17 protein-coding genes are annotated in these 17,203 nt (G+C 61.9%); 3 read left to right on the top strand and 14 right to left on the bottom strand.

The window, feature by feature from the left end; genetic code table 11:
* Positions 1-202: 202 nt before the first annotated feature.
* The 9 genes from BLQ74_RS15445 to BLQ74_RS15405 all read right to left on the bottom strand — a co-directional run bounded on the left by BLQ74_RS15445 (position 203) and on the right by BLQ74_RS15405 (position 9,418).
* A complete protein-coding gene (locus BLQ74_RS15445) occupies positions 203-1,018 on the bottom strand; it encodes a secretin N-terminal domain-containing protein (RefSeq protein ID WP_425287497.1) in 816 nt (271 codons plus the stop codon).
* Positions 1,015-1,641, bottom strand: coding sequence for a DUF7931 domain-containing protein (locus BLQ74_RS15440; RefSeq protein WP_090263656.1), 627 nt, complete (start codon positions 1,639-1,641; stop codon positions 1,015-1,017). Before BLQ74_RS15440 ends, BLQ74_RS15445 begins: the two co-directional genes overlap by 4 nt.
* 9 nt (positions 1,642-1,650) lie before the next feature.
* Positions 1,651-2,079: a GNAT family N-acetyltransferase gene (locus tag BLQ74_RS15435; protein WP_090263654.1), complete on the bottom strand. Its 429-nt coding sequence runs from the start codon at positions 2,077-2,079 to the stop codon at positions 1,651-1,653.
* Positions 2,072-3,247, bottom strand: a complete 1,176-nt coding sequence (locus BLQ74_RS15430) for a ribosomal protein uL16 3-hydroxylase (protein WP_090263652.1) — start codon at positions 3,245-3,247, stop codon at positions 2,072-2,074. The genes BLQ74_RS15435 and BLQ74_RS15430 overlap by 8 nt, the downstream gene beginning before the upstream one ends.
* A 60-nt stretch (positions 3,248-3,307) precedes the next feature.
* Positions 3,308-4,678, bottom strand: a complete 1,371-nt coding sequence (gene purB, locus BLQ74_RS15425; protein WP_090263650.1) for an adenylosuccinate lyase — start codon at positions 4,676-4,678, stop codon at positions 3,308-3,310.
* A 109-nt stretch (positions 4,679-4,787) separates the two neighbouring features.
* Positions 4,788-5,414, bottom strand: coding sequence for a high frequency lysogenization protein HflD (gene hflD / locus BLQ74_RS15420; RefSeq protein WP_090263648.1), 627 nt, complete (start codon positions 5,412-5,414; stop codon positions 4,788-4,790).
* Positions 5,411-6,550: a tRNA 2-thiouridine(34) synthase MnmA gene (gene mnmA / locus BLQ74_RS15415; RefSeq protein ID WP_090264030.1), complete on the bottom strand. Its 1,140-nt coding sequence runs from the start codon at positions 6,548-6,550 to the stop codon at positions 5,411-5,413. Before mnmA ends, hflD begins: the two co-directional genes overlap by 4 nt.
* A 40-nt stretch (positions 6,551-6,590) precedes the next feature.
* Positions 6,591-7,058, bottom strand: a complete 468-nt coding sequence (locus tag BLQ74_RS15410) for an NUDIX hydrolase (RefSeq protein WP_090263645.1) — start codon at positions 7,056-7,058, stop codon at positions 6,591-6,593.
* Between the two features lie 134 nt (positions 7,059-7,192).
* Positions 7,193-9,418: an NADP-dependent isocitrate dehydrogenase gene (locus tag BLQ74_RS15405; RefSeq protein ID WP_090263643.1), complete on the bottom strand. Its 2,226-nt coding sequence runs from the start codon at positions 9,416-9,418 to the stop codon at positions 7,193-7,195.
* Between the two features lie 356 nt (positions 9,419-9,774).
* Here BLQ74_RS15405 and icd point away from each other — a divergent pair, with 356 nt between their 5' ends.
* The gene (gene icd / locus BLQ74_RS15400; protein ID WP_090263642.1) at positions 9,775-11,031 is read left to right on the top strand and encodes an NADP-dependent isocitrate dehydrogenase; all 1,257 of its coding nucleotides are present in this window, start codon (positions 9,775-9,777) and stop codon (positions 11,029-11,031) included.
* A gap of 75 nt (positions 11,032-11,106) precedes the next feature.
* On the opposite strand, the gene cspD is transcribed toward icd, so the two are convergent.
* Positions 11,107-11,382: a cold shock domain-containing protein CspD gene (gene cspD, locus BLQ74_RS15395; protein WP_090263640.1), complete on the bottom strand. Its 276-nt coding sequence runs from the start codon at positions 11,380-11,382 to the stop codon at positions 11,107-11,109.
* 229 nt (positions 11,383-11,611) lie between these two features.
* Between cspD and clpS the strand changes: the two genes are divergently transcribed.
* On the top strand, positions 11,612-11,974 hold the full coding sequence (gene clpS, locus BLQ74_RS15390) for an ATP-dependent Clp protease adapter ClpS (RefSeq protein ID WP_090263638.1): 363 nt from the start codon (positions 11,612-11,614) through the stop codon (positions 11,972-11,974).
* 28 nt (positions 11,975-12,002) lie between these two features.
* A complete protein-coding gene (clpA, locus tag BLQ74_RS15385) occupies positions 12,003-14,276 on the top strand; it encodes an ATP-dependent Clp protease ATP-binding subunit ClpA (protein ID WP_090263636.1) in 2,274 nt (757 codons plus the stop codon).
* Positions 14,277-14,359: 83 nt separating this feature from the next.
* Here the strand turns inward: clpA and infA are convergent, their stop codons facing one another.
* The 4 genes from infA to trxB all read right to left on the bottom strand — a co-directional run bounded on the left by infA (position 14,360) and on the right by trxB (position 17,110).
* Positions 14,360-14,578 carry a translation initiation factor IF-1 gene (gene infA / locus BLQ74_RS15380; protein ID WP_002553999.1) on the bottom strand — a complete coding sequence of 73 codons (219 nt, stop codon included), beginning with the start codon at positions 14,576-14,578 and terminating at the stop codon, positions 14,360-14,362.
* Between the two features lie 102 nt (positions 14,579-14,680).
* Positions 14,681-15,388, bottom strand: a complete 708-nt coding sequence (locus tag BLQ74_RS15375) for an arginyltransferase (RefSeq protein ID WP_090263634.1) — start codon at positions 15,386-15,388, stop codon at positions 14,681-14,683.
* A 31-nt stretch (positions 15,389-15,419) separates the two neighbouring features.
* Positions 15,420-16,124 carry a leucyl/phenylalanyl-tRNA--protein transferase gene (aat, locus tag BLQ74_RS15370; RefSeq protein WP_090263632.1) on the bottom strand — a complete coding sequence of 235 codons (705 nt, stop codon included), beginning with the start codon at positions 16,122-16,124 and terminating at the stop codon, positions 15,420-15,422.
* A 35-nt stretch (positions 16,125-16,159) separates the two neighbouring features.
* On the bottom strand, positions 16,160-17,110 hold the full coding sequence (gene trxB / locus BLQ74_RS15365; RefSeq protein WP_090263629.1) for a thioredoxin-disulfide reductase: 951 nt from the start codon (positions 17,108-17,110) through the stop codon (positions 16,160-16,162).
* Positions 17,111-17,203 lie beyond the last annotated feature (93 nt).

Raw genomic sequence — 17,203 nt, 5'->3', positions numbered from 1 at the left:
TTCGCCTTATGGGCTACAACGACACGGATCGACGCGACGGGTGGGTCGCGTGCTCGATCCGGAGGCCCTGGCTAGGGCCCCTGGTCAGCGGGAGCGAGGTCATGATGCCCTTCCGAAAAACGTTCGTCAAACGTTTTGTAGTGTTTTTTTGAAGCTACTACACGAAGGTCTAAGGGGGACTGATTGGTCACGTCCGGAGGTATTAGTCGACGCTCTCGACCTTCACTCGCAGGTAACTGTCGCTGCGCCCTTGGGTGCTGTAGTTGCGGGTCAGGCCGCCCTGATTGCTCTGGCTGTTCTCGCTGACGCCGCCGACCTCGATCCATTCGCCGAGGTGGCCGGTGAGCTGAGTTGCCGTGCTGGAGGTATCCATGGCCCCCGGGTAGGAGGAATTGAAGCGGTCGTTGCGGGCATTGAGGGTGAGGTGAACGATGTTGCCGCTGAGGGTTGCGGTCACATAGATGCCGCGATTGGCGTCGCGGTATTCGGTCTGGCTGTAGACCTGGCCGTAGGGGCCGACACCGACATTGTTGATCGGCACGCTCTGGCCGACCTGAATCAGCGCCGGTGCGCCTTCGGTGGTCTGGATTTGCTGGATGCCACCATTCCGGCTGGCGGTGGAGCTATTGATGATGCGCACCTGGTCGTGCCCGTTGACCTCGCCGCGACCGCTCTGGATTTCGACATTGCCGGCGTTGATCGATCCATTCACCGAATAGCCGCTTCGGCTGCCCTGGCTGGTGTCGCTGGTGTCGACGCTGATCAGCAGGCGGTGCGGGCGGGTATCCAGTTGTTCGAGTACCTGTTGCAGTTCACGGATCTTTGCGGGTTCGGCATTGACCACCAGTTGGTTGCCATAGGCGCTGACGCGGCCTTCGCTGCCCAGCAAGGATTGCACTACCGGTAGAACCTCATCGGCAGTGCGGTAGTTGAGGGGCAGTATTTCGGTGCGTGGCTCGGCGATGGCGCAAAGGCTGAGGGTGCAGGCGACAAACAGGGTGGCGTGCTTGAGGCTCACAGAAGGAAGCTCCGCAGATTCGGGTCGGAAAGGCTGGTGTCCCAGGCCAGGTTGAACTGAGCCTGCAATTGGCGCACCCGGCCGGGGTTGTTGTACCAGGCGTGTCCGCCCGGTTGCGCCGGTTCGGTGCGGATCAGCATGCCGACTTGGTCGGCGAGCAGGAAGGCATGCTCTTCCTGCGGGTAATCCGGATTGAGCAGGCGGATGTGGCAATTGCTCGACAGGCGTCGGCTCAGGTTTAGCAGTCGATGGCCTTCCCTGGTTGCCCGGCTGCTGTCGCGCAGCAGGATGCGCAGACGGTTTTGCGGGTGGCGCAGGAGCAGGCGCGTGCAGGCGTCCTGGATGCTGCTGTGGTTGTACAGCCAGGGCTCCAGGTCGGGGCTGAAGAGGCACAGGCTGCGCTCGGCCTGCTGCATCAACGCCAGGGCATGGGCACGGGCTGCTTCCGCTAGGCTGAAGCGCTGCAGGCTGGTGTCGTCACCGAGCTTGAATGGCGCCGGCTCCCAGGGTTGTGCCGGCGCTGTCTCGGCGGCAGGGTTGTGCACGCTGAAGCGCCCCGGCGAGCGGAATTCGATGGCCGGCAGCTCGTCCGAGGTTCCGTCTTGTTCCGGGGCGTCATTCATGGCCTTCACTCAGGCGCTTTCGCGCACCATATCCACGTGGGCCAGGCCGGCTTCGAGGAATTCGCCGCTGGCTACCTTGAAGCCTAGTCGTTCGTAGAAGGGAATGGCGTAGACCTGTGCGGTGAGCAGTTGGCGCTTGAGGTTGCGACGCTCCGCCTCTTCGATGGCGGCGCGCATCAACTGGTCGCCGACCTTGAGGCCGCGCCAGTCCTTGAGGACCGACACGCGGCCGATGTGCCCGTCGGGCAGCAGGCGCACGGTGCCGATCGCGTAATCCCCCTCGAAGGCGAGGAAGTGAATGGCTTCCGCGTCTTCAGCATCCCATTCCAATTCCGGCGGCACGGCCTGCTCGGCAATGAATACCGCTTCGCGGATACGCCGCAGATCGGCGTTGTCCTTTTGCCAGTCAGCCAGGCGAACCCTGATCTTGTTACTCATCGGCAAACTCCAAACTGCCCTGTTTGACCAATTCTCCGAGAAGCTTACGCCCATCCTCATCGGCCAGCCATTGGCCGAGATTGTCCTGATGCAGTGCGTCCGCCGCGCAGATCAGCTTGAGCAGCTCGCGCATGGATTGCGGCAGCACGACGCTCTGCCCGCTGGAGAACAGCAGCAGACCGACGTCCACTTCGCTCCAGGCCAGGCGCGCGCTGGGATTGCGGACCAGGACGGCGCCATCTTCCAGTGCCTGGAGCAGATCGCCGTCGTCGATCTCCTCGCCGGCCACCAGCTCCGGATAGCGCGGCTCGGTCATGAACTGGCCGAACCAGGTGAGCAGCAGGCGTTCGTCGCTCATGTGTTCCTGCAGCAGTTGTTTCAGGCGATCGAGGGCGTCGCGTTGAATCTTGTGCTGGTCTTCGGAGCCTTTCACCGCGCTCATGCCGGCGTCGCTGTAGCGCTCTTCATCGGAGAGGAATTGCGCGAGGAAGTCGGTGAAGTGAGTCAGGACCTCGGCGGCGCTGGGGGCGCGGAAGCCGACCGAGTAGGTCATGCACTCGTCCTCGGCGATGCCGTAGTGGGCAACGCGCGGCGGTAGGTAGAGCATGTCGCCGGGCTCCAGCACCCAGTCCTGGCTTTCCTCGAACTGGGCGAGGATGCGCAGGTCCGGGTGCTGGAGCAGGGGGCTGTCGGCGTCGCAGGTCTGGCCGATCTTCCAGCGCCGGCGGCCATGGCCCTGGAGCAGGAACACGTCGTAGTTGTCGAAGTGCGGGCCGACGCCGCCGCCGGGAGCTGCGTAGCTGATCATGATGTCGTCGATGCGCCAGCTGGGCAGGAACTTGAAGTGTTCGAGCAGTTCGGCGACTTCCGGGACGAACTGGTCGACAGCCTGAACCAGCAGGGTCCAGTCGCTCTCCGGCAGTTCCTTGAAGGTCTCTTCGCTGAAGGGGCCGCGGCGCAGTTCCCAGGGGGTCTTGCCGTGCTCGATGACGATGCGCGACTCGATCACCTCTTCCAGAGCCAGCCCGGCCAGTTCGTCCGGATCCAGTGGGCTTTCGAAGCCGGGGATCGCCTGGCGGATCAGCAGGGGCTTCTTCTGCCAGTAGTCGCGGAGGAATTCATCGGCGCTGATGCCGCCCAGGAGCTGAAGAGGAATAGCAGGATTCATACGTAAGTCCTTGAAACAAAAACGCCCGGCACAGCCGGGCGTGCAAAAGTTCAGCGCATCTCAGATGCGCTTGGCCTGGGCTACGGCATTACCGATGTAGTTCGCCGGGGTCAGCTGCTTCAGCTCGGCCTTGGCCTCGGCCGGAATTTCCAGGCCGTCGATGAAGGTCTGCAGGGCGTCGGGGCTGATGCCTTTGCCGCGGGTCAGTTCCTTCAGTTTCTCGTAGGGATTTGCCACGCCGTAGCGGCGCATGACGGTCTGTACCGGCTCGGCCAGGACTTCCCAGCAGGCGTCGAGGTCTTCGGCGATACGCGTAGCGTTCAGTTCCAGTTTGCTGATGCCTTTGAGCGTGGCTTCGTAGGCGATGACGCTATGGGCGAAACCGACGCCGAGGTTGCGCAGTACGGTGGAGTCGGTCAGGTCGCGCTGCCAGCGGGAAATCGGCAGTTTGCTGGCCAGGTGCTGGAACAGCGCATTGGCGATGCCCAGGTTGCCTTCGGAGTTCTCGAAGTCGATCGGGTTGACCTTGTGCGGCATGGTCGAGGAGCCGATCTCGCCGGCGATGGTCTTCTGCTTGAAGTAGCCGAGGGAGATGTAGCCCCAGACGTCGCGGTCGAAGTCGATGAGGATGGTGTTGAAGCGGGCGATGGCGTCGAACAGTTCGGCGATGTAGTCGTGCGGCTCGATCTGGGTGGTGTAGGGGTTCCAGTTCAGGCCCAGGTCGCCTTCGATGAATTCGCGGGCGTTGGCTTCCCAGTCGACCTGCGGGTAGGCGGACAGGTGGGCGTTGTAGTTGCCTACGGCGCCGTTGATCTTGCCCAGCAGCTCGATGCCGGCAACCTGTTTGATCTGCCGCTCCAGGCGGTAGACGACGTTGGCCAGTTCCTTGCCCAGGGTGGTCGGCGAAGCCGGCTGGCCATGGGTGCGGGAGAGCATGGGTACGTCGGCGAATTGGACTGCCAGCTCGCGGATGGCTTCGGCGATCTTGCGCATCAGCGGCAGCAGTACCTGGTCACGGCCTTCGCGCAGCATCAGGGCGTGGGACAGGTTGTTGATGTCCTCGGAGGTGCAGGCGAAGTGGATGAACTCGCTGACCTTGGCCAGTTCCGGGAGTTGCGCGGCCTGCTCCTTGAGCAGGTACTCCACGGCCTTGACGTCGTGGTTGGTGGTGCGCTCGATTTCCTTGATGCGCTCGGCATGCTCCAGTTGGAAGTCCTCGGCCAGCTTGTTCAGCAGGGCGTTGGCTTCGGCCGAGAAGGGCGCTACTTCGGGGATGCCGGCGTGCGTCGCGAGGCGCTGCAGCCAGCGGACCTCTACCAGGACGCGGAAACGGATCAGGCCGTATTCGCTGAAGATCGGACGCAGGGCGCTGGTCTTGCTGCCGTAGCGACCGTCGACGGGGGAAACCGCGGTGAGGGAGGAAAGCTGCATGGGCGTTCTCGGAGCTGTCGGTCAACGAAAAGGGCGCACATCATACACGAATGGCGCCCATCAGTCGCCGGCTGCGATCGCCTTTCGGCGCACCGTCCGCCGCCGCGGCTCAGTCCTCGCCGCGCATGAAGGGGCGCAGTTCGCCGAGCAGCTTGCGCCGGCTGAAGACCATTTGCCAGCGGTTGCCGCCCAGTTGTCGCCATAGGCGCGCGGAGCGGATGCCGGCAAGGAGCAGGGCGCGGATGCGCGAGGCGTTGGCGTTGATCTGCAGGAAGCGCATGTCGCCATGCACCTGGATGCGCTGGCGGAATGTGCTCAGGGTGTCCTGGTAGAGCCCTGCGCAGGAGGCGATGACGTTTTCGTGCACCAGGCCGAAGTGCTGCACCTGCTGTTGTACCTGGTCGAGGCGCGAGCCGATCAGGTCGAGCATGTCGTCGCGCTTGGCCAATTGGCGCTCCAGGCCGATCAGCGAAAGGGCATAGCGCAGCGGTTCGCGCTGCAAGTTGCCGGGGTCGCGCTCCAGGGCGCTGGCCAGCGCGCGGAAGCCCTCGCGCAGGTTGCGGGTATCGCCGCCGTAAACGTCCAGCGTGGTTTTCGGGTCACGTATCAGCAGGCTGCCGAGCATGCAGGCCAGCGGTGCTTCCGGCACCTGTCCGGTGCGGGCGATACGGTCTACCAGGGCGGCGGATTCGAAGACGCCGGCGAGGGCGATGAGCTGGTCGCGGCGCTCGCTCATGCCGACTCCTTCGGGTAGGCCGGCTCGGCCGTTTCGATCACGCCGCCGCCGAGGCATACCTCGCCGTCGTAAAAGACCACGGATTGGCCGGGCGTCACCGCGCGCTGCGGTTCATCGAAGACGGCGCGGTAGCCACTGGCGGTGCGTTCGAGCACGCAGTCCTGATCGGCCTGGCGGTAGCGGACCTTGGCGCGCAAGGCGCGTGGTTCGCTGAGGTCGATCGGGTTGACCCAGTAAATGTGCGAGGCGTGCAGGGCGCGGGAGAACAGCCAGGGGTGATCGTTGCCCTGGCCGACTACCAGAACGTTGCGCGCCAGGTCCTTTTCCAGCACATACCAGGGGCTGTCGTCGGCGTTCTTCATGCCGCCGATGCCCAGGCCCTGACGCTGGCCGATGGTGTGGTACATGAGACCGAAGTGGCGGCCGATGACCTTGCCATCGGTGGTCTCGATGTCGCCTGGCTGAGCGGGCAGGTACTGCTTGAGGAAGTCGCTGAAGCGTCGCTCGCCAATGAAGCAGATGCCGGTGGAGTCTTTCTTCTTCGCCGTGGCCAGGCCGTATTTCTCGGCGATGGCGCGAACCTCGGGTTTCTCCAGTTCGCCGACCGGGAACAGGGTGCGAGCGATCTGTTCGCCGCCGACGGCATGCAGGAAGTAGCTCTGGTCCTTGTTCGGGTCCAGGCCCTTGAGTAGTTCGGTGCGGCCGTCGATGTCACGGCGACGCACGTAGTGGCCTGTGGCGATCAGGTCCGCGCCCAAGGCCAGGGCATAATCGAGGAACGCTTTGAACTTGATTTCGCGGTTGCACAGGATGTCCGGGTTCGGCGTGCGCCCGGCCTTGTATTCGGCGAGGAAGTGCTCGAAGACGTTGTCCCAGTATTCCGCGGCGAAGTTCGCCGTGTGCAGCTTGATACCGATGCGATCGCAGACCGCCTGGGCGTCGGCCAGATCGGTCATGGCGGTGCAATATTCGGTGCCGTCGTCCTCTTCCCAGTTCTTCATGAACAGGCCTTCCACCTGGTAGCCCTGCTCCTTGAGCAGGAGGGCGGAAACCGAGGAGTCCACGCCGCCGGACATACCGACGATGACGCGGCCTTTACCGGGTTGGGAGGGGGGGAGCGTGCTTGAGTCGTGCATGGGGATGCGATCGCGGCAGTTCGGCAAAAGCGGAATTCTATCAGGCCGAGGGGATGGCTGGCACGCTGGCGTCGCGGATCAGGCTCAAGGGGAAGCGCTCGCCACCGAGGTAGTCGTCGATGCAGCGTGCTACCAGATGGCTGCGCCAGCGCTCCGGGCAGGCCTCCAGTTCCGTGCGGGTCAGCCAGCGTGGGCCAATGATGCCCTGGTCCAGCGGCAGTTCCGGGCGGTGTTGCAGGGGGCGCGCGGCGAAGCAGACGCGCTGGTAGGTCACGCCGTTGCTCGGGGCGGTGTACAGATAGATGCCGGTCACTGCGGTGAGCTCGACTTCCCAGCCGGTCTCCTCCAGCGTTTCGCGCACGGCGGCTTCGAGCAGGCTTTCATTGGCCTCCAGATGACCGGCGGGCTGGTTCAGTACCGCTTTGCCGGCAGACAGTTCTTCGACCAGCAGGAAGCGTCCCTGGTCCTCGACAATGGTTGCGACGGTGATATGTGGCTGCCAGCGCATGCGGTGCTCTCCCGGGAAAAAGCGCCAATCATAGCAGTGCGCTTCGAGGGGCTTCGGTTTCTGCCATTTCTTTCAGACAAAGAAAGAACCCCCGGCGATTGCCGGGGGTTCTCTTCGTAGCGCGTGACCTGGAATCAGCTCAGCGCATCGATGGCCGCGTTGAAGGTTGCGCTCGGGCGCATCACCTTGCTGGTCAGTTCCGGGTTGGAACGGTAGTAACCGCCGATGTCCACCGACTTGCCTTGGGCGCCGTTCAGCTCGGCGACGATGGTCGCTTCCTTCTCGCTGAGGGTCTTGGCCAGCGGGGCGAAGTGCGCCTTCAATTCGGCGTCTTCGTCCTGGGCGGCCAGGGCCTGGGCCCAGTACAGCGCCAGGTAGAAGTGGCTGCCGCGGTTATCCAGCTCACCGACCTTGCGCGCCGGCGACTTGTTGTTGTCCAGCAGCTTGCCGGTGGCTTCGTCGAGGGTCTTGCCCAGGATCTTGGCCTTGGCGTTGCCGGTCTTGATCCCGGTGTCTTCCAGGGAGACCGCCAGTGCCAGGAACTCACCCAGGGAATCCCAGCGCAGGTAGTTCTCTTCCAGCAGTTGCTGAACGTGCTTGGGCGCGGAGCCGCCTGCACCGGTTTCGTACATGCCGCCACCGGCCATCAGCGGGACGATGGAGAGCATCTTCGCCGAGGTGCCCAGTTCCATGATCGGGAACAGGTCGGTCAGGTAGTCGCGCAGTACGTTGCCGGTCACCGAGATGGTGTCCTTGCCACGGATCAGGCGCTCCATGCTGACGCGGATGGCCTGGTTGTAGTCCATGATGCTGATGTCCAGGCCGCTGGTGTCGTGTTCCTTGAGGTAGGTTTCGACTTTCTGGCGCAGTTCGCGGTCGTGGGCGCGCTCCGGGTCCAGCCAGAAGATGGCCGGAGTGTTCGACTGGCGGGCACGGGTAACGGCCAGCTTGACCCAGTCGCGGATCGGCGCGTCCTTGGTTTGGCAGGCGCGCCAGATGTCGCCGGCTTCGACTTCGTGCTGGAACAGCACGGTACCGTCAGCCAGTACGACGCGCATGGTGCCATCGGCCTTCATTTCGAAGGTCTTGTCGTGAGAGCCGTACTCTTCGGCTTTCTGCGCCATCAGGCCAACGTTCGGCACGCTGCCCATGGTGGTCGGGTCGAAGGCGCCGTTGGTTTTGCAGAAGTTGATCATTTCCTGGTAGATGCGCGCGTAGGTGCTTTCCGGCATCACCGCTTTGGTGTCTTTCTGCTTGCCGTCCTTGCCCCACATCTGACCGGAGTTACGGATCATGGCGGGCATGGAGGCGTCGACGATCACGTCGCTGGGGATGTGCAGGTTGGTGATGCCCTTGACCGAGTCGACCATCGCCATTTCCGGGCGGTGGCTGTAGACCTCGTGGATGTCGTGGAGGATCTCTTCCTGCTGCGATGCCGGCAGTGCCTTGATCTTGTCGTAGACGCTGCTCAGGCCATTGTTCGGGTTGACGCCCAGTTCGTCGAAGAGCTTGCCGTACTTCTCGAAGACGTCTTTGTAATAGACGCTGACGGCGTGGCCGAAGACGATCGGGTGGGAGACCTTCATCATGGTCGCCTTGACGTGCAGGGACCACATGACACCGGTTTCCTTGCAGTCCTGCAGGGTCTTCTCGAAGAAGGCGCGCAGTTTCTTGCAGCTCATGAACATGCCGTCGAAGACTTCACCGGCTTCCAGGTGCAGTTGCTTCTTGACCTCGACCTTGCCGTCCTTGCCGACGAACTCGATGCGCACGTCGCCGGCCTTGTCCATGGTGATGGACTTCTCGCTGGAGAAGAAGTCGCCGCCGCGCATGTAGTCGGCGTGGGACTGCGAGGCCATGCTCCACTTGCCCATCGAGTGCGGGTGCTTGCGGGCATAGGCCTTGACCGCGGCGGGGGCGCGACGATCCGAGTTACCTTCGCGCAGAACCGGGTTCACCGCACTGCCCAGCACTTTGCTGTAGCGGGCGCGGATTTCTTTCTCGGCGTCGGTCTGAGGATCTTCCGGGAAGGCCGGGATGTCATAGCCCAGGGCTTGCAGTTCGGCGATGGCGCCCTTGAGCTGCGGGACCGAGGCGCTGATGTTCGGCAGCTTGATGATGTTGGCGTCCGGCGAGGTGGCCAGGGCGGCCAGCTGAGCGAGATCGTCTTCGACCTTTTTGTCAGCGCCGAGTCGGTCGCTGAAGCTGGCGAGTATGCGTGCTGCGAGAGAGATGTCGCGGGTCTCGACGTCGATGCCGGCAGAAGCGGCAAAGGCCTTGACGATGGGGAGCAGCGAGTAAGTGGCGAGGGCGGGTGCTTCGTCGGTGAACGTGTAGGTAATCTTCGAGCGGGTGGACATCTGCAATTAACTCTCTTCTTTGCTGGGCGCGCACAGAATCTCGATTCGCGTTGGGTGGACGCTTTCTTTCAGCTCAGCGTGGAGCCGAGGGTCGAGAATTGCCGCGGGGATGAAGGGGCGCCAGTAGAGCGTTGTACGACCGACTCATGGTGTTGATTCGATCGTTGCGAGGGGAGGGGGTCTGGTCCCAGACTGCTCGGACCTCGATGACCGTTAGGTCATGGCGCGCAGTATACCATTCTCTCAATGAGCTGGCGCACGCGCGCGCTTTAGACTAAGGCAGATGTGGCTCGCGGGGCGGCACTGGGCTAACCTGACGAGCTGCAAGAGGGTTCAACCACAACGCGGAGTTCAGCATGGGATACCAAAAGATCCAGGTGCCAGCGGTCGGTGACAAAATCACCGTCAATGCCGACATGTCCTTGAATGTACCGAGTAACCCGATTATTCCCTTCATCGAAGGCGATGGCATCGGCGTCGACATCAGTCCTGTCATGATCAAGGTCGTCGATGCGGCTGTCGAAAAAGCCTATAAGGGCGAGCGCAAGATCGCGTGGATGGAAGTCTATGCGGGCGAGAAGGCCACCCAGGTCTACGATCAGGACACCTGGCTGCCGCAGGAGACCCTGGATGCCGTGCGCGACTACGTCGTCTCCATCAAGGGCCCGCTCACCACTCCGGTTGGTGGTGGCATCCGCTCTCTGAACGTTGCGCTGCGCCAGCAGCTTGACCTCTATGTCTGCCAGCGTCCGGTGCGCTGGTTCGAAGGCGTGCCCAGCCCGGTGAAGAAGCCTGGCGACGTGGACATGGTCATCTTCCGCGAGAACTCCGAAGACATTTACGCCGGCGTTGAATGGAAGGCCGGTTCGCCAGAGGCGGAGAAGATCATCAAGTTCCTCACCGAGGAAATGGGCGTCAAGAAGATCCGCTTCACCGAAAACTGCGGCATCGGCATCAAGCCGGTCTCCCTGGACGGCACCAAGCGTCTGGTGCGCAAGGCTCTGCAATATGCCGTGGATAACGATCGCAGCTCCGTGACCATCGTCCACAAGGGCAACATCATGAAGTTCACCGAGGGTGCCTTCAAGGATTGGGGCTATGAGGTGGCGCGGGACGAATTCGGCGCCGAGCTGCTGGATGGCGGGCCCTGGATGCAGTTCAAGAATCCTCGCACCGGCAAGAATGTCGTGGTCAAGGATGTCATTGCCGATGCCATGCTGCAGCAGATCCTGCTGCGTCCGGCCGAGTATGACGTGATCGCCACCCTCAACCTCAATGGTGACTACCTGTCCGACGCCCTGGCTGCCGAAGTCGGTGGTATCGGGATCGCGCCGGGGGCCAACCTGTCCGACTCCGTGGCCATGTTCGAGGCCACTCACGGGACCGCGCCCAAGTACGCCGGTCAGGACAAGGTCAATCCGGGGTCGCTGATCCTCTCCGCTGAAATGATGCTGCGCCACATGGGATGGACCGAAGCGGCCGATCTGGTCATCAAGGGAATGAACGGTGCAATTGCCGCCCGTACCGTCACCTATGACTTCGAGCGCCTGATGGATGGTGCCAAGCTGCTGTCCTGCTCCGAGTTCGGCGATGCCATGATCGCCAAGATGTAATCGGTTGGGTGTGCATGAAAAAGGCCGGTGAAGACCGGCCTTTTTTGTTTCTGCGCTCGTCTGTGTGGGTGGGGATCAGGCTTCTGCGGTGGCGTTCAGGGCTTCGCTGCTAGGAGCGGTCTGGGCGGCACTGCTGGGAGCGATGGCGCTGATCGGTTGGATGTTGACCGCATGGAGTCCCTTCGGACCTTGGAGGATCTCGAAACTGACCGGCTGGCCGGCCTTAAGCGTCTTGTATCCGTCCATCTGAATTGCCGAGTAATGAGCAAACAGGTCCTCGTCTCGGCCGTCAGCCAGGATGAATCCATAGCCCTTGGCGTTGTTGAACCACTTGACCTTACCGCTGAGCATGCTGATATCCCTCTGCAAAGGACTCCATCGCTGGAGTATCATCCACTACGATTCCGCTGCAGCCTTAGAGAAGACTGGGTTTCGGAACTCCTGATACCCTCCAAGGGGGTATCCTTTGTTTGTAACACCGTTTTTAGGTTAGTCAAGGCGCGCTCGTCTGCGCCTGCGATCCGGGTCAAACTCCACGCAGACCTTAAACTTCCTACGTTACGAAGCCTTTTATTCCAGCATGCATGCAAGTAGCCAGATTCGACTAACATTCAATCAGGACCGTCCCGATCCTCTGGAAGACGAAGGGAGTGGGCTCGCGGTCGAAGAATCCAAGCCGGCCCTGAAGCCTCCGGCGATGTACAGGGTCATCATGTTTAACGATGACTACACGCCAATGGATTTCGTGGTAGAGGTACTAGAGCTGTACTTCAACATGAATCGCGAGCAGGCAACCAAGGTCATGTTGACGGTGCATACTCAAGGTAAGGCTATCTGCGGCGTGTTCACGCGCGATATCGCAGAAACCAAGGCCATGCAGGTCAATCAATACGCGAGGGAGAGCCAGCATCCACTGTTGTGTGAGATAGAGAAAGAAGGTTGATGCGGATGTTTGGGAGCGAGGTGAAGTCATGTTGAATCGAGAGCTCGAAGTCACCCTCAATCTCGCCTTCAAGGAGGCGCGGGCAAAACGGCATGAATTCATGACCGTTGAGCACCTGCTGCTGGCGCTCCTGGATAACGAGGCTGCGGCCACTGTGCTGCGTGCATGTGGGGCCAATCTGGACAAACTACGGCGTGATCTGCAGGAGTTCATCGACTCCACCACGCCACTGATTCCTCAGCATGATGAGGATCGTGAAACGCAACCGACTCTGGGCTTCCAGCGAGTGCTTCAGCGCGCTGTGTTCCATGTGCAGAGTTCCGGCAAGCGCGAAGTGACCGGTGCCAACGTTCTAGTGGCGATCTTCAGCGAGCAGGAAAGTCAGGCCGTGTTCCTGCTCAAGCAGCAGAGTGTCGCTCGCATCGATGTGGTCAATTACATCGCTCATGGCATCTCCAAGGTGCCTGGGCATGCCGAGCATCAGGACAATGACCAGGACATGCAGGATGAGGAAGGTGGGGAGTCCTCCACTTCCAATCATCCGCTGGATGCCTATGCCAGCAACCTGAATGATCTGGCTCGGCAGGGGCGCATCGATCCCCTGGTCGGGCGTGAATCGGAGGTCGAGCGCGTCGCGCAGATTCTTGCGCGTCGGCGTAAGAACAATCCGTTGCTGGTGGGGGAGGCGGGCGTTGGCAAGACGGCCATCGCCGAAGGCTTGGCCAAGCGCATCGTCGATGGTCAGGTGCCGGACCTGCTGGCTGACAGTGTCGTCTATTCCCTGGATCTGGGGGCCTTGCTTGCGGGCACCAAATACCGCGGCGATTTCGAGAAGCGCTTCAAGGCGCTGCTCAACGAGTTGCGCAAGCGCCCGCATGCGGTGCTGTTCATCGACGAGATTCACACCATCATTGGTGCCGGTGCTGCCTCCGGCGGGGTGATGGACGCTTCCAACCTGCTCAAGCCGTTGCTCTCGTCGGGTGAGATTCGTTGCATCGGCTCGACCACCTTCCAGGAGTTCCGCGGCATCTTCGAGAAAGACCGCGCGCTGGCGCGGCGCTTCCAGAAGGTCGACGTTACCGAACCGTCGGTCGAGGATACCGTTGGCATTCTCAAGGGGCTCAAGGCCCGCTTCGAGCAACATCACCACATCGAGTACAGCGACGAAGCATTGCGCGCGGCTGCGGAGTTGGCGGCGCGTTATATCAATGACCGGCATATGCCGGACAAGGCCATCGATGTGATCGATGAGGCTGGCGCGTATCAACGCCTGCAGCCGGAAGAGAAGCGTCTGAAGCGTATCGAGGTGGCTCAGGTCGAAGATATCGTGGCGAAGATCGCGCGGATTCCGCCGAAGCACGTCTCGACGTCGGACAAGGAGTTGCTGCGCAATCTGGAGCGTGATCTCAAGCTGACCGTGTTCGGTCAGGATGCGGCCATCGGCTCGCTGTCCACGGCGATCAAGCTGTCCCGTGCCGGCCTCAAGTCGCCCGACAAGCCTGTCGGCTCCTTCCTCTTCGCCGGTCCTACCGGGGTGGGCAAGACGGAGGTGGCGCGTCAGTTGGCCAAGGCGCTGGGGGTTGAATTGGTGCGCTTCGATATGTCCGAGTACATGGAGCGGCATACCGTATCGCGTCTGATTGGTGCGCCTCCGGGCTATGTCGGATTCGATCAGGGTGGTTTGCTCACCGAAGCCATCACCAAGACCCCGCATTGCGTGCTCTTGCTCGATGAGATCGAGAAGGCGCATCCGGAAGTCTTCAACCTGCTGCTGCAGGTGATGGATCACGGCACCTTGACCGACAACAACGGGCGCAAGGCGGACTTCCGCAATATCATTCTGATCATGACCACCAACGCTGGAGCGGAAACCGCTGCGCGAGCCTCCATCGGCTTCACTCAGCAGGACCACTCCACCGATGCGATGGAAGTGATCAAGAAGAGCTTTACGCCGGAATTCCGCAACCGCCTGGATACCATCATTCAGTTCGGTCGCCTGAGTCACGAAACCATCAAGAACGTGGTCGACAAATTCCTCACCGAGCTGCAGGCGCAGCTGGAGGACAAGCACGTTCAGGTGGTGGTCAGCGATGCGGCGCGCAACTGGCTGGCGGAGAAAGGCTACGACCCGCAGATGGGCGCCCGCCCCATGGCTCGACTGATTCAGGACAAGATCAAGCGGCCTTTGGCCGAGGAGATTCTGTTCGGCGAGTTGGCTGAGCACGGTGGTGTTGCCCATGTCGATCTGAAGGATGGTGAGTTGGCCTTCGAGTTCGAGGTGGTTACTGCCGAGCCGGCCTGATTCCTGGTTGGTGCAATGAAAAACGCCCGGCGATGCCGGGCGTTTTCTTGTCTGTCCGGGTGTTGCCCGGATTACCTTGCCGTTTATCGGGCGCGGTAGGTGATACGACCCTTGCTCAGGTCGTAGGGCGTCAGTTCAACGCGGACTTTGTCGCCGGTCAGGATGCGGATGTAGTTCTTGCGCATCTTGCCGGAGATGTGCGCGGTAACGACGTGCCCGTTCTCCAACTCCACGCGGAACATGGTGTTGGGCAGGGTGTCGACGACAGTGCCTTCCATTTCGAAGCTGTCTTCTTTCGACATGCAGTAGAGCCCTCGGTGTCTATGGGTGGCCAGGAGTGGCCTTAAAAAAGGCGAGTATTGTGCCTGAAAACCCCGTCTCGCGCCAAGGGGAACGGCGATTCATCAGTTCAGCACGACCCAGCGCTGGTTGACGAAGAGCTCGATGGGGCGGTACTGGGTCTTGTAGTTCATCTTTCTGCAGTTCTTGATCCAGTATCCGAGATAGACGGCATGCAAGCCCAGGCGGGCGGTTTCGGCAATCTGCCAGAGGATGGCGTAACGTCCCAGGCTGCGCCGTTCCTCGTCGGGGTCGTAGAAGGTGTAGACCGCGGACAAGCCGTTGGGCAGAACGTCAGTGACTGCCACGGCGAGCAGTCGGCCCAGCAGGCGGAACTCGAAGAAGCAGCTGAAAGGCAGGTCGCGAACCAGGAAGGTGCTGAACTGGTCCCGGCTGGGTGGGTACATATCGCCATCGGCATGGCGTTGCTCGATGTAGCGCATGTACAGCGCGTAGTATTCCTCGGTGAAGGCGGGGCGCCGCTTGATCACCTGCAGATCGGTGTTGCGTTTGACGATGCGCTTCTGCTGGCGATTGGGCTGGAAGCCAGTGGCTGGAATGCGCGCGGGAATGCAGGCGGTGCAGTGCTGGCAGTGGGGGCGGTACAGGTGTTCGCCACTACGCCGAAAGCCGACTTCGGAAAGCGAGGCGTACAGCTGCGCATCCATGGGCTGGCTAGGGTCGAGGAACAGCGTCGTGGCTTGCTCTTCGGGTAGATAGCTGCACGGATGTGGTTGCGTCGCGTAGAACTTCAGTCGGGCCAGTTCGGTCATGTTCAACCCCTGCGAGAACCCTCTGGCAAGTTTAAGTCAGGCTTTGGCAGTCCGCCTGCGTCGTCCAGTCAAACAATGGCGGCTGGTCGAGGTGGCGGGCGAGGTATTCGGTGAATTGCGCGCGGCTGATGGAGCGGGCGCCGAAGCTATGCAGGTGCTGGGTGGGCATCTGGCAGTCGATCAGGACGAAGCCGGCCGCGCGCAAGCGCTGAACCAGGCTGACGAACGCTGCCTTGGAGGCGTTGCCGCTGCGGCTGAACATGGACTCGCCGAAGAACAGCCTGCCGATGGCCAGGCCATAGAGGCCGCCGACCAGTTCTTCGTCCCGCCAGCTTTCCACGGAGTGCGCGATCCCCAGGTGGTGCAGCTTGCGGTAGGCCTCCTGCATCGGGCTGGTGATCCAGGTTCCGTCGGCATAGTCGCGCGGTCCGGCGCAGCCCTGGATGACTTGATCGAAAGCCTGGTCGATGGTGATTCGGAACTGTCCCTGGCGTAGGCATTTGCTCAGGCTGCGGGATATGTGCAGCTCGTCGGGAAAGAGCACCGTGCGTGGATCGGGCGACCACCAGAGGATCGGTTGGCCATCCTGGAACCAGGGGAAGCAGCCATGTCGGTAAGCAGCGATAAGGCGTCGCGGGTCGAGGTCCCCGCCGGCCGCGAGCAGGCCGTTGGGCTCGTGCAGAGCCTGTTCCAGGGGCGGGAACTCGAAATTGTCGCGGGATAGCCAGTTGAGCATGGCGGAGTAGGGGAGGGCGGGCCTCCCCGGTCCAGTCAGTGGCTGTCGAGGTATTTTTCGGCGTCCAGCGCGGCCATGCAGCCGGCACCGGCCGAGGTGATGGCCTGGCGGTAGACGTGGTCGGCAACGTCGCCGGCGGCGAATACGCCATCGATGCTGGTCTGGGTGGCATTGCCTTCGCCGCCGCCTTTGACCACCAGATAACCGTCACGCATTTCCAGTTGCTGGGCGAACAGGTCGGTGTTGGGCTTGTGGCCGATGGCGATGAATACGCCGGCGAGGTCGAGTTGGCGGGTTTCACCGGTCTCGGCATCCTTCAGGCGCACGCCGGTGACGCCCATGGCATCGCCCAGAACTTCGTCCAGGGTGGTGTTCCAGTGCAGGCGTACGTTGCCGTTGGCAGCCTTTTCGAACAGTTTGTCCTGCAGGATCTTCTCCGAGCGCAGCTTGTCGCGGCGGTGGATCAGGTGGACTTCCTTGGCGATGTTGGCCAGGTACAGGGCTTCCTCGACGGCGGTATTGCCGCCGCCGACCACGCAGACCACCTGGTTGCGATAGAAGAAACCGTCGCAGGTGGCGCAAGCGGAAACGCCCTTGCCCATGAAGGCCTCTTCCGACGGCATGCCGAGGTACTGTGCAGAGGCGCCGGTGGCGATGATCAGTGCATCGCAGGTGTAGGTGCCACTGTCGCCCTTGAGGGTGAAGGGCTTCTGCTGCAACTCGGCGGTATGAATGTGGTCGTAGACGATCTCGGTATCGAAGCGCTGGGCGTGCTGTTGCATGCGCTCCATCAGGGCGGGGCCGGTCAGGCCTTCGACGTCGCCCGGCCAGTTGTCGACTTCAGTGGTGGTGGTGAGCTGGCCGCCAGGCTGGATACCGGTGATGACAACAGGCTTGAGGTTGGCGCGAGCGGCGTAGACGGCGGCGGTGTAACCGGCCGGGCCGGAGCCCAGGATGATCAGGCGCGAATGCTTGACTTCACTCATAAAAAGACTCCATAAGCCTTTGTCACGTAAGAGAATGCATGCTCCAATTGAGCAGCCGTAAAGCGTAGGTGGGCTATGCTACACCGAACCTGG

Source organism: Pseudomonas panipatensis (assembly GCF_900099785.1).
GTDB lineage: Bacteria > Pseudomonadota > Gammaproteobacteria > Pseudomonadales > Pseudomonadaceae > Pseudomonas > Pseudomonas panipatensis.
Note: the sequence above shows the minus strand (reverse complement) of the source record. Positions and strands in the feature narration are given on the sequence as shown.

What these genes read in the sequence shown, in the direction of transcription:
- BLQ74_RS15440 (WP_090263656.1), bottom strand. Translation starts at nt 1,641, where the DNA reads ATGAATGACGCCCCGGAACAAGACGGAACCTCGGACGAGCTGCCGGCC.
- BLQ74_RS15435 (WP_090263654.1), bottom strand. Translation starts at nt 2,079, where the DNA reads ATGAGTAACAAGATCAGGGTTCGCCTGGCTGACTGGCAAAAGGACAAC.
- BLQ74_RS15430 (WP_090263652.1), bottom strand. Translation starts at nt 3,247, where the DNA reads ATGAATCCTGCTATTCCTCTTCAGCTCCTGGGCGGCATCAGCGCCGAT.
- purB (WP_090263650.1), bottom strand. Translation starts at nt 4,678, where the DNA reads ATGCAGCTTTCCTCCCTCACCGCGGTTTCCCCCGTCGACGGTCGCTAC.
- hflD (WP_090263648.1), bottom strand. Translation starts at nt 5,414, where the DNA reads ATGAGCGAGCGCCGCGACCAGCTCATCGCCCTCGCCGGCGTCTTCGAA.
- mnmA (WP_090264030.1), bottom strand. Translation starts at nt 6,550, where the DNA reads ATGCACGACTCAAGCACGCTCCCCCCCTCCCAACCCGGTAAAGGCCGC.
- BLQ74_RS15410 (WP_090263645.1), bottom strand. Translation starts at nt 7,058, where the DNA reads ATGCGCTGGCAGCCACATATCACCGTCGCAACCATTGTCGAGGACCAG.
- BLQ74_RS15405 (WP_090263643.1), bottom strand. Translation starts at nt 9,418, where the DNA reads ATGTCCACCCGCTCGAAGATTACCTACACGTTCACCGACGAAGCACCC.
- icd (WP_090263642.1), top strand. Translation starts at nt 9,775, where the DNA reads ATGGGATACCAAAAGATCCAGGTGCCAGCGGTCGGTGACAAAATCACC.
- cspD (WP_090263640.1), bottom strand. Translation starts at nt 11,382, where the DNA reads ATGCTCAGCGGTAAGGTCAAGTGGTTCAACAACGCCAAGGGCTATGGA.
- clpS (WP_090263638.1), top strand. Translation starts at nt 11,612, where the DNA reads ATGCATGCAAGTAGCCAGATTCGACTAACATTCAATCAGGACCGTCCC.
- clpA (WP_090263636.1), top strand. Translation starts at nt 12,003, where the DNA reads ATGTTGAATCGAGAGCTCGAAGTCACCCTCAATCTCGCCTTCAAGGAG.
- infA (WP_002553999.1), bottom strand. Translation starts at nt 14,578, where the DNA reads ATGTCGAAAGAAGACAGCTTCGAAATGGAAGGCACTGTCGTCGACACC.
- BLQ74_RS15375 (WP_090263634.1), bottom strand. Translation starts at nt 15,388, where the DNA reads ATGACCGAACTGGCCCGACTGAAGTTCTACGCGACGCAACCACATCCG.
- aat (WP_090263632.1), bottom strand. Translation starts at nt 16,124, where the DNA reads ATGCTCAACTGGCTATCCCGCGACAATTTCGAGTTCCCGCCCCTGGAA.
- trxB (WP_090263629.1), bottom strand. Translation starts at nt 17,110, where the DNA reads ATGAGTGAAGTCAAGCATTCGCGCCTGATCATCCTGGGCTCCGGCCCG.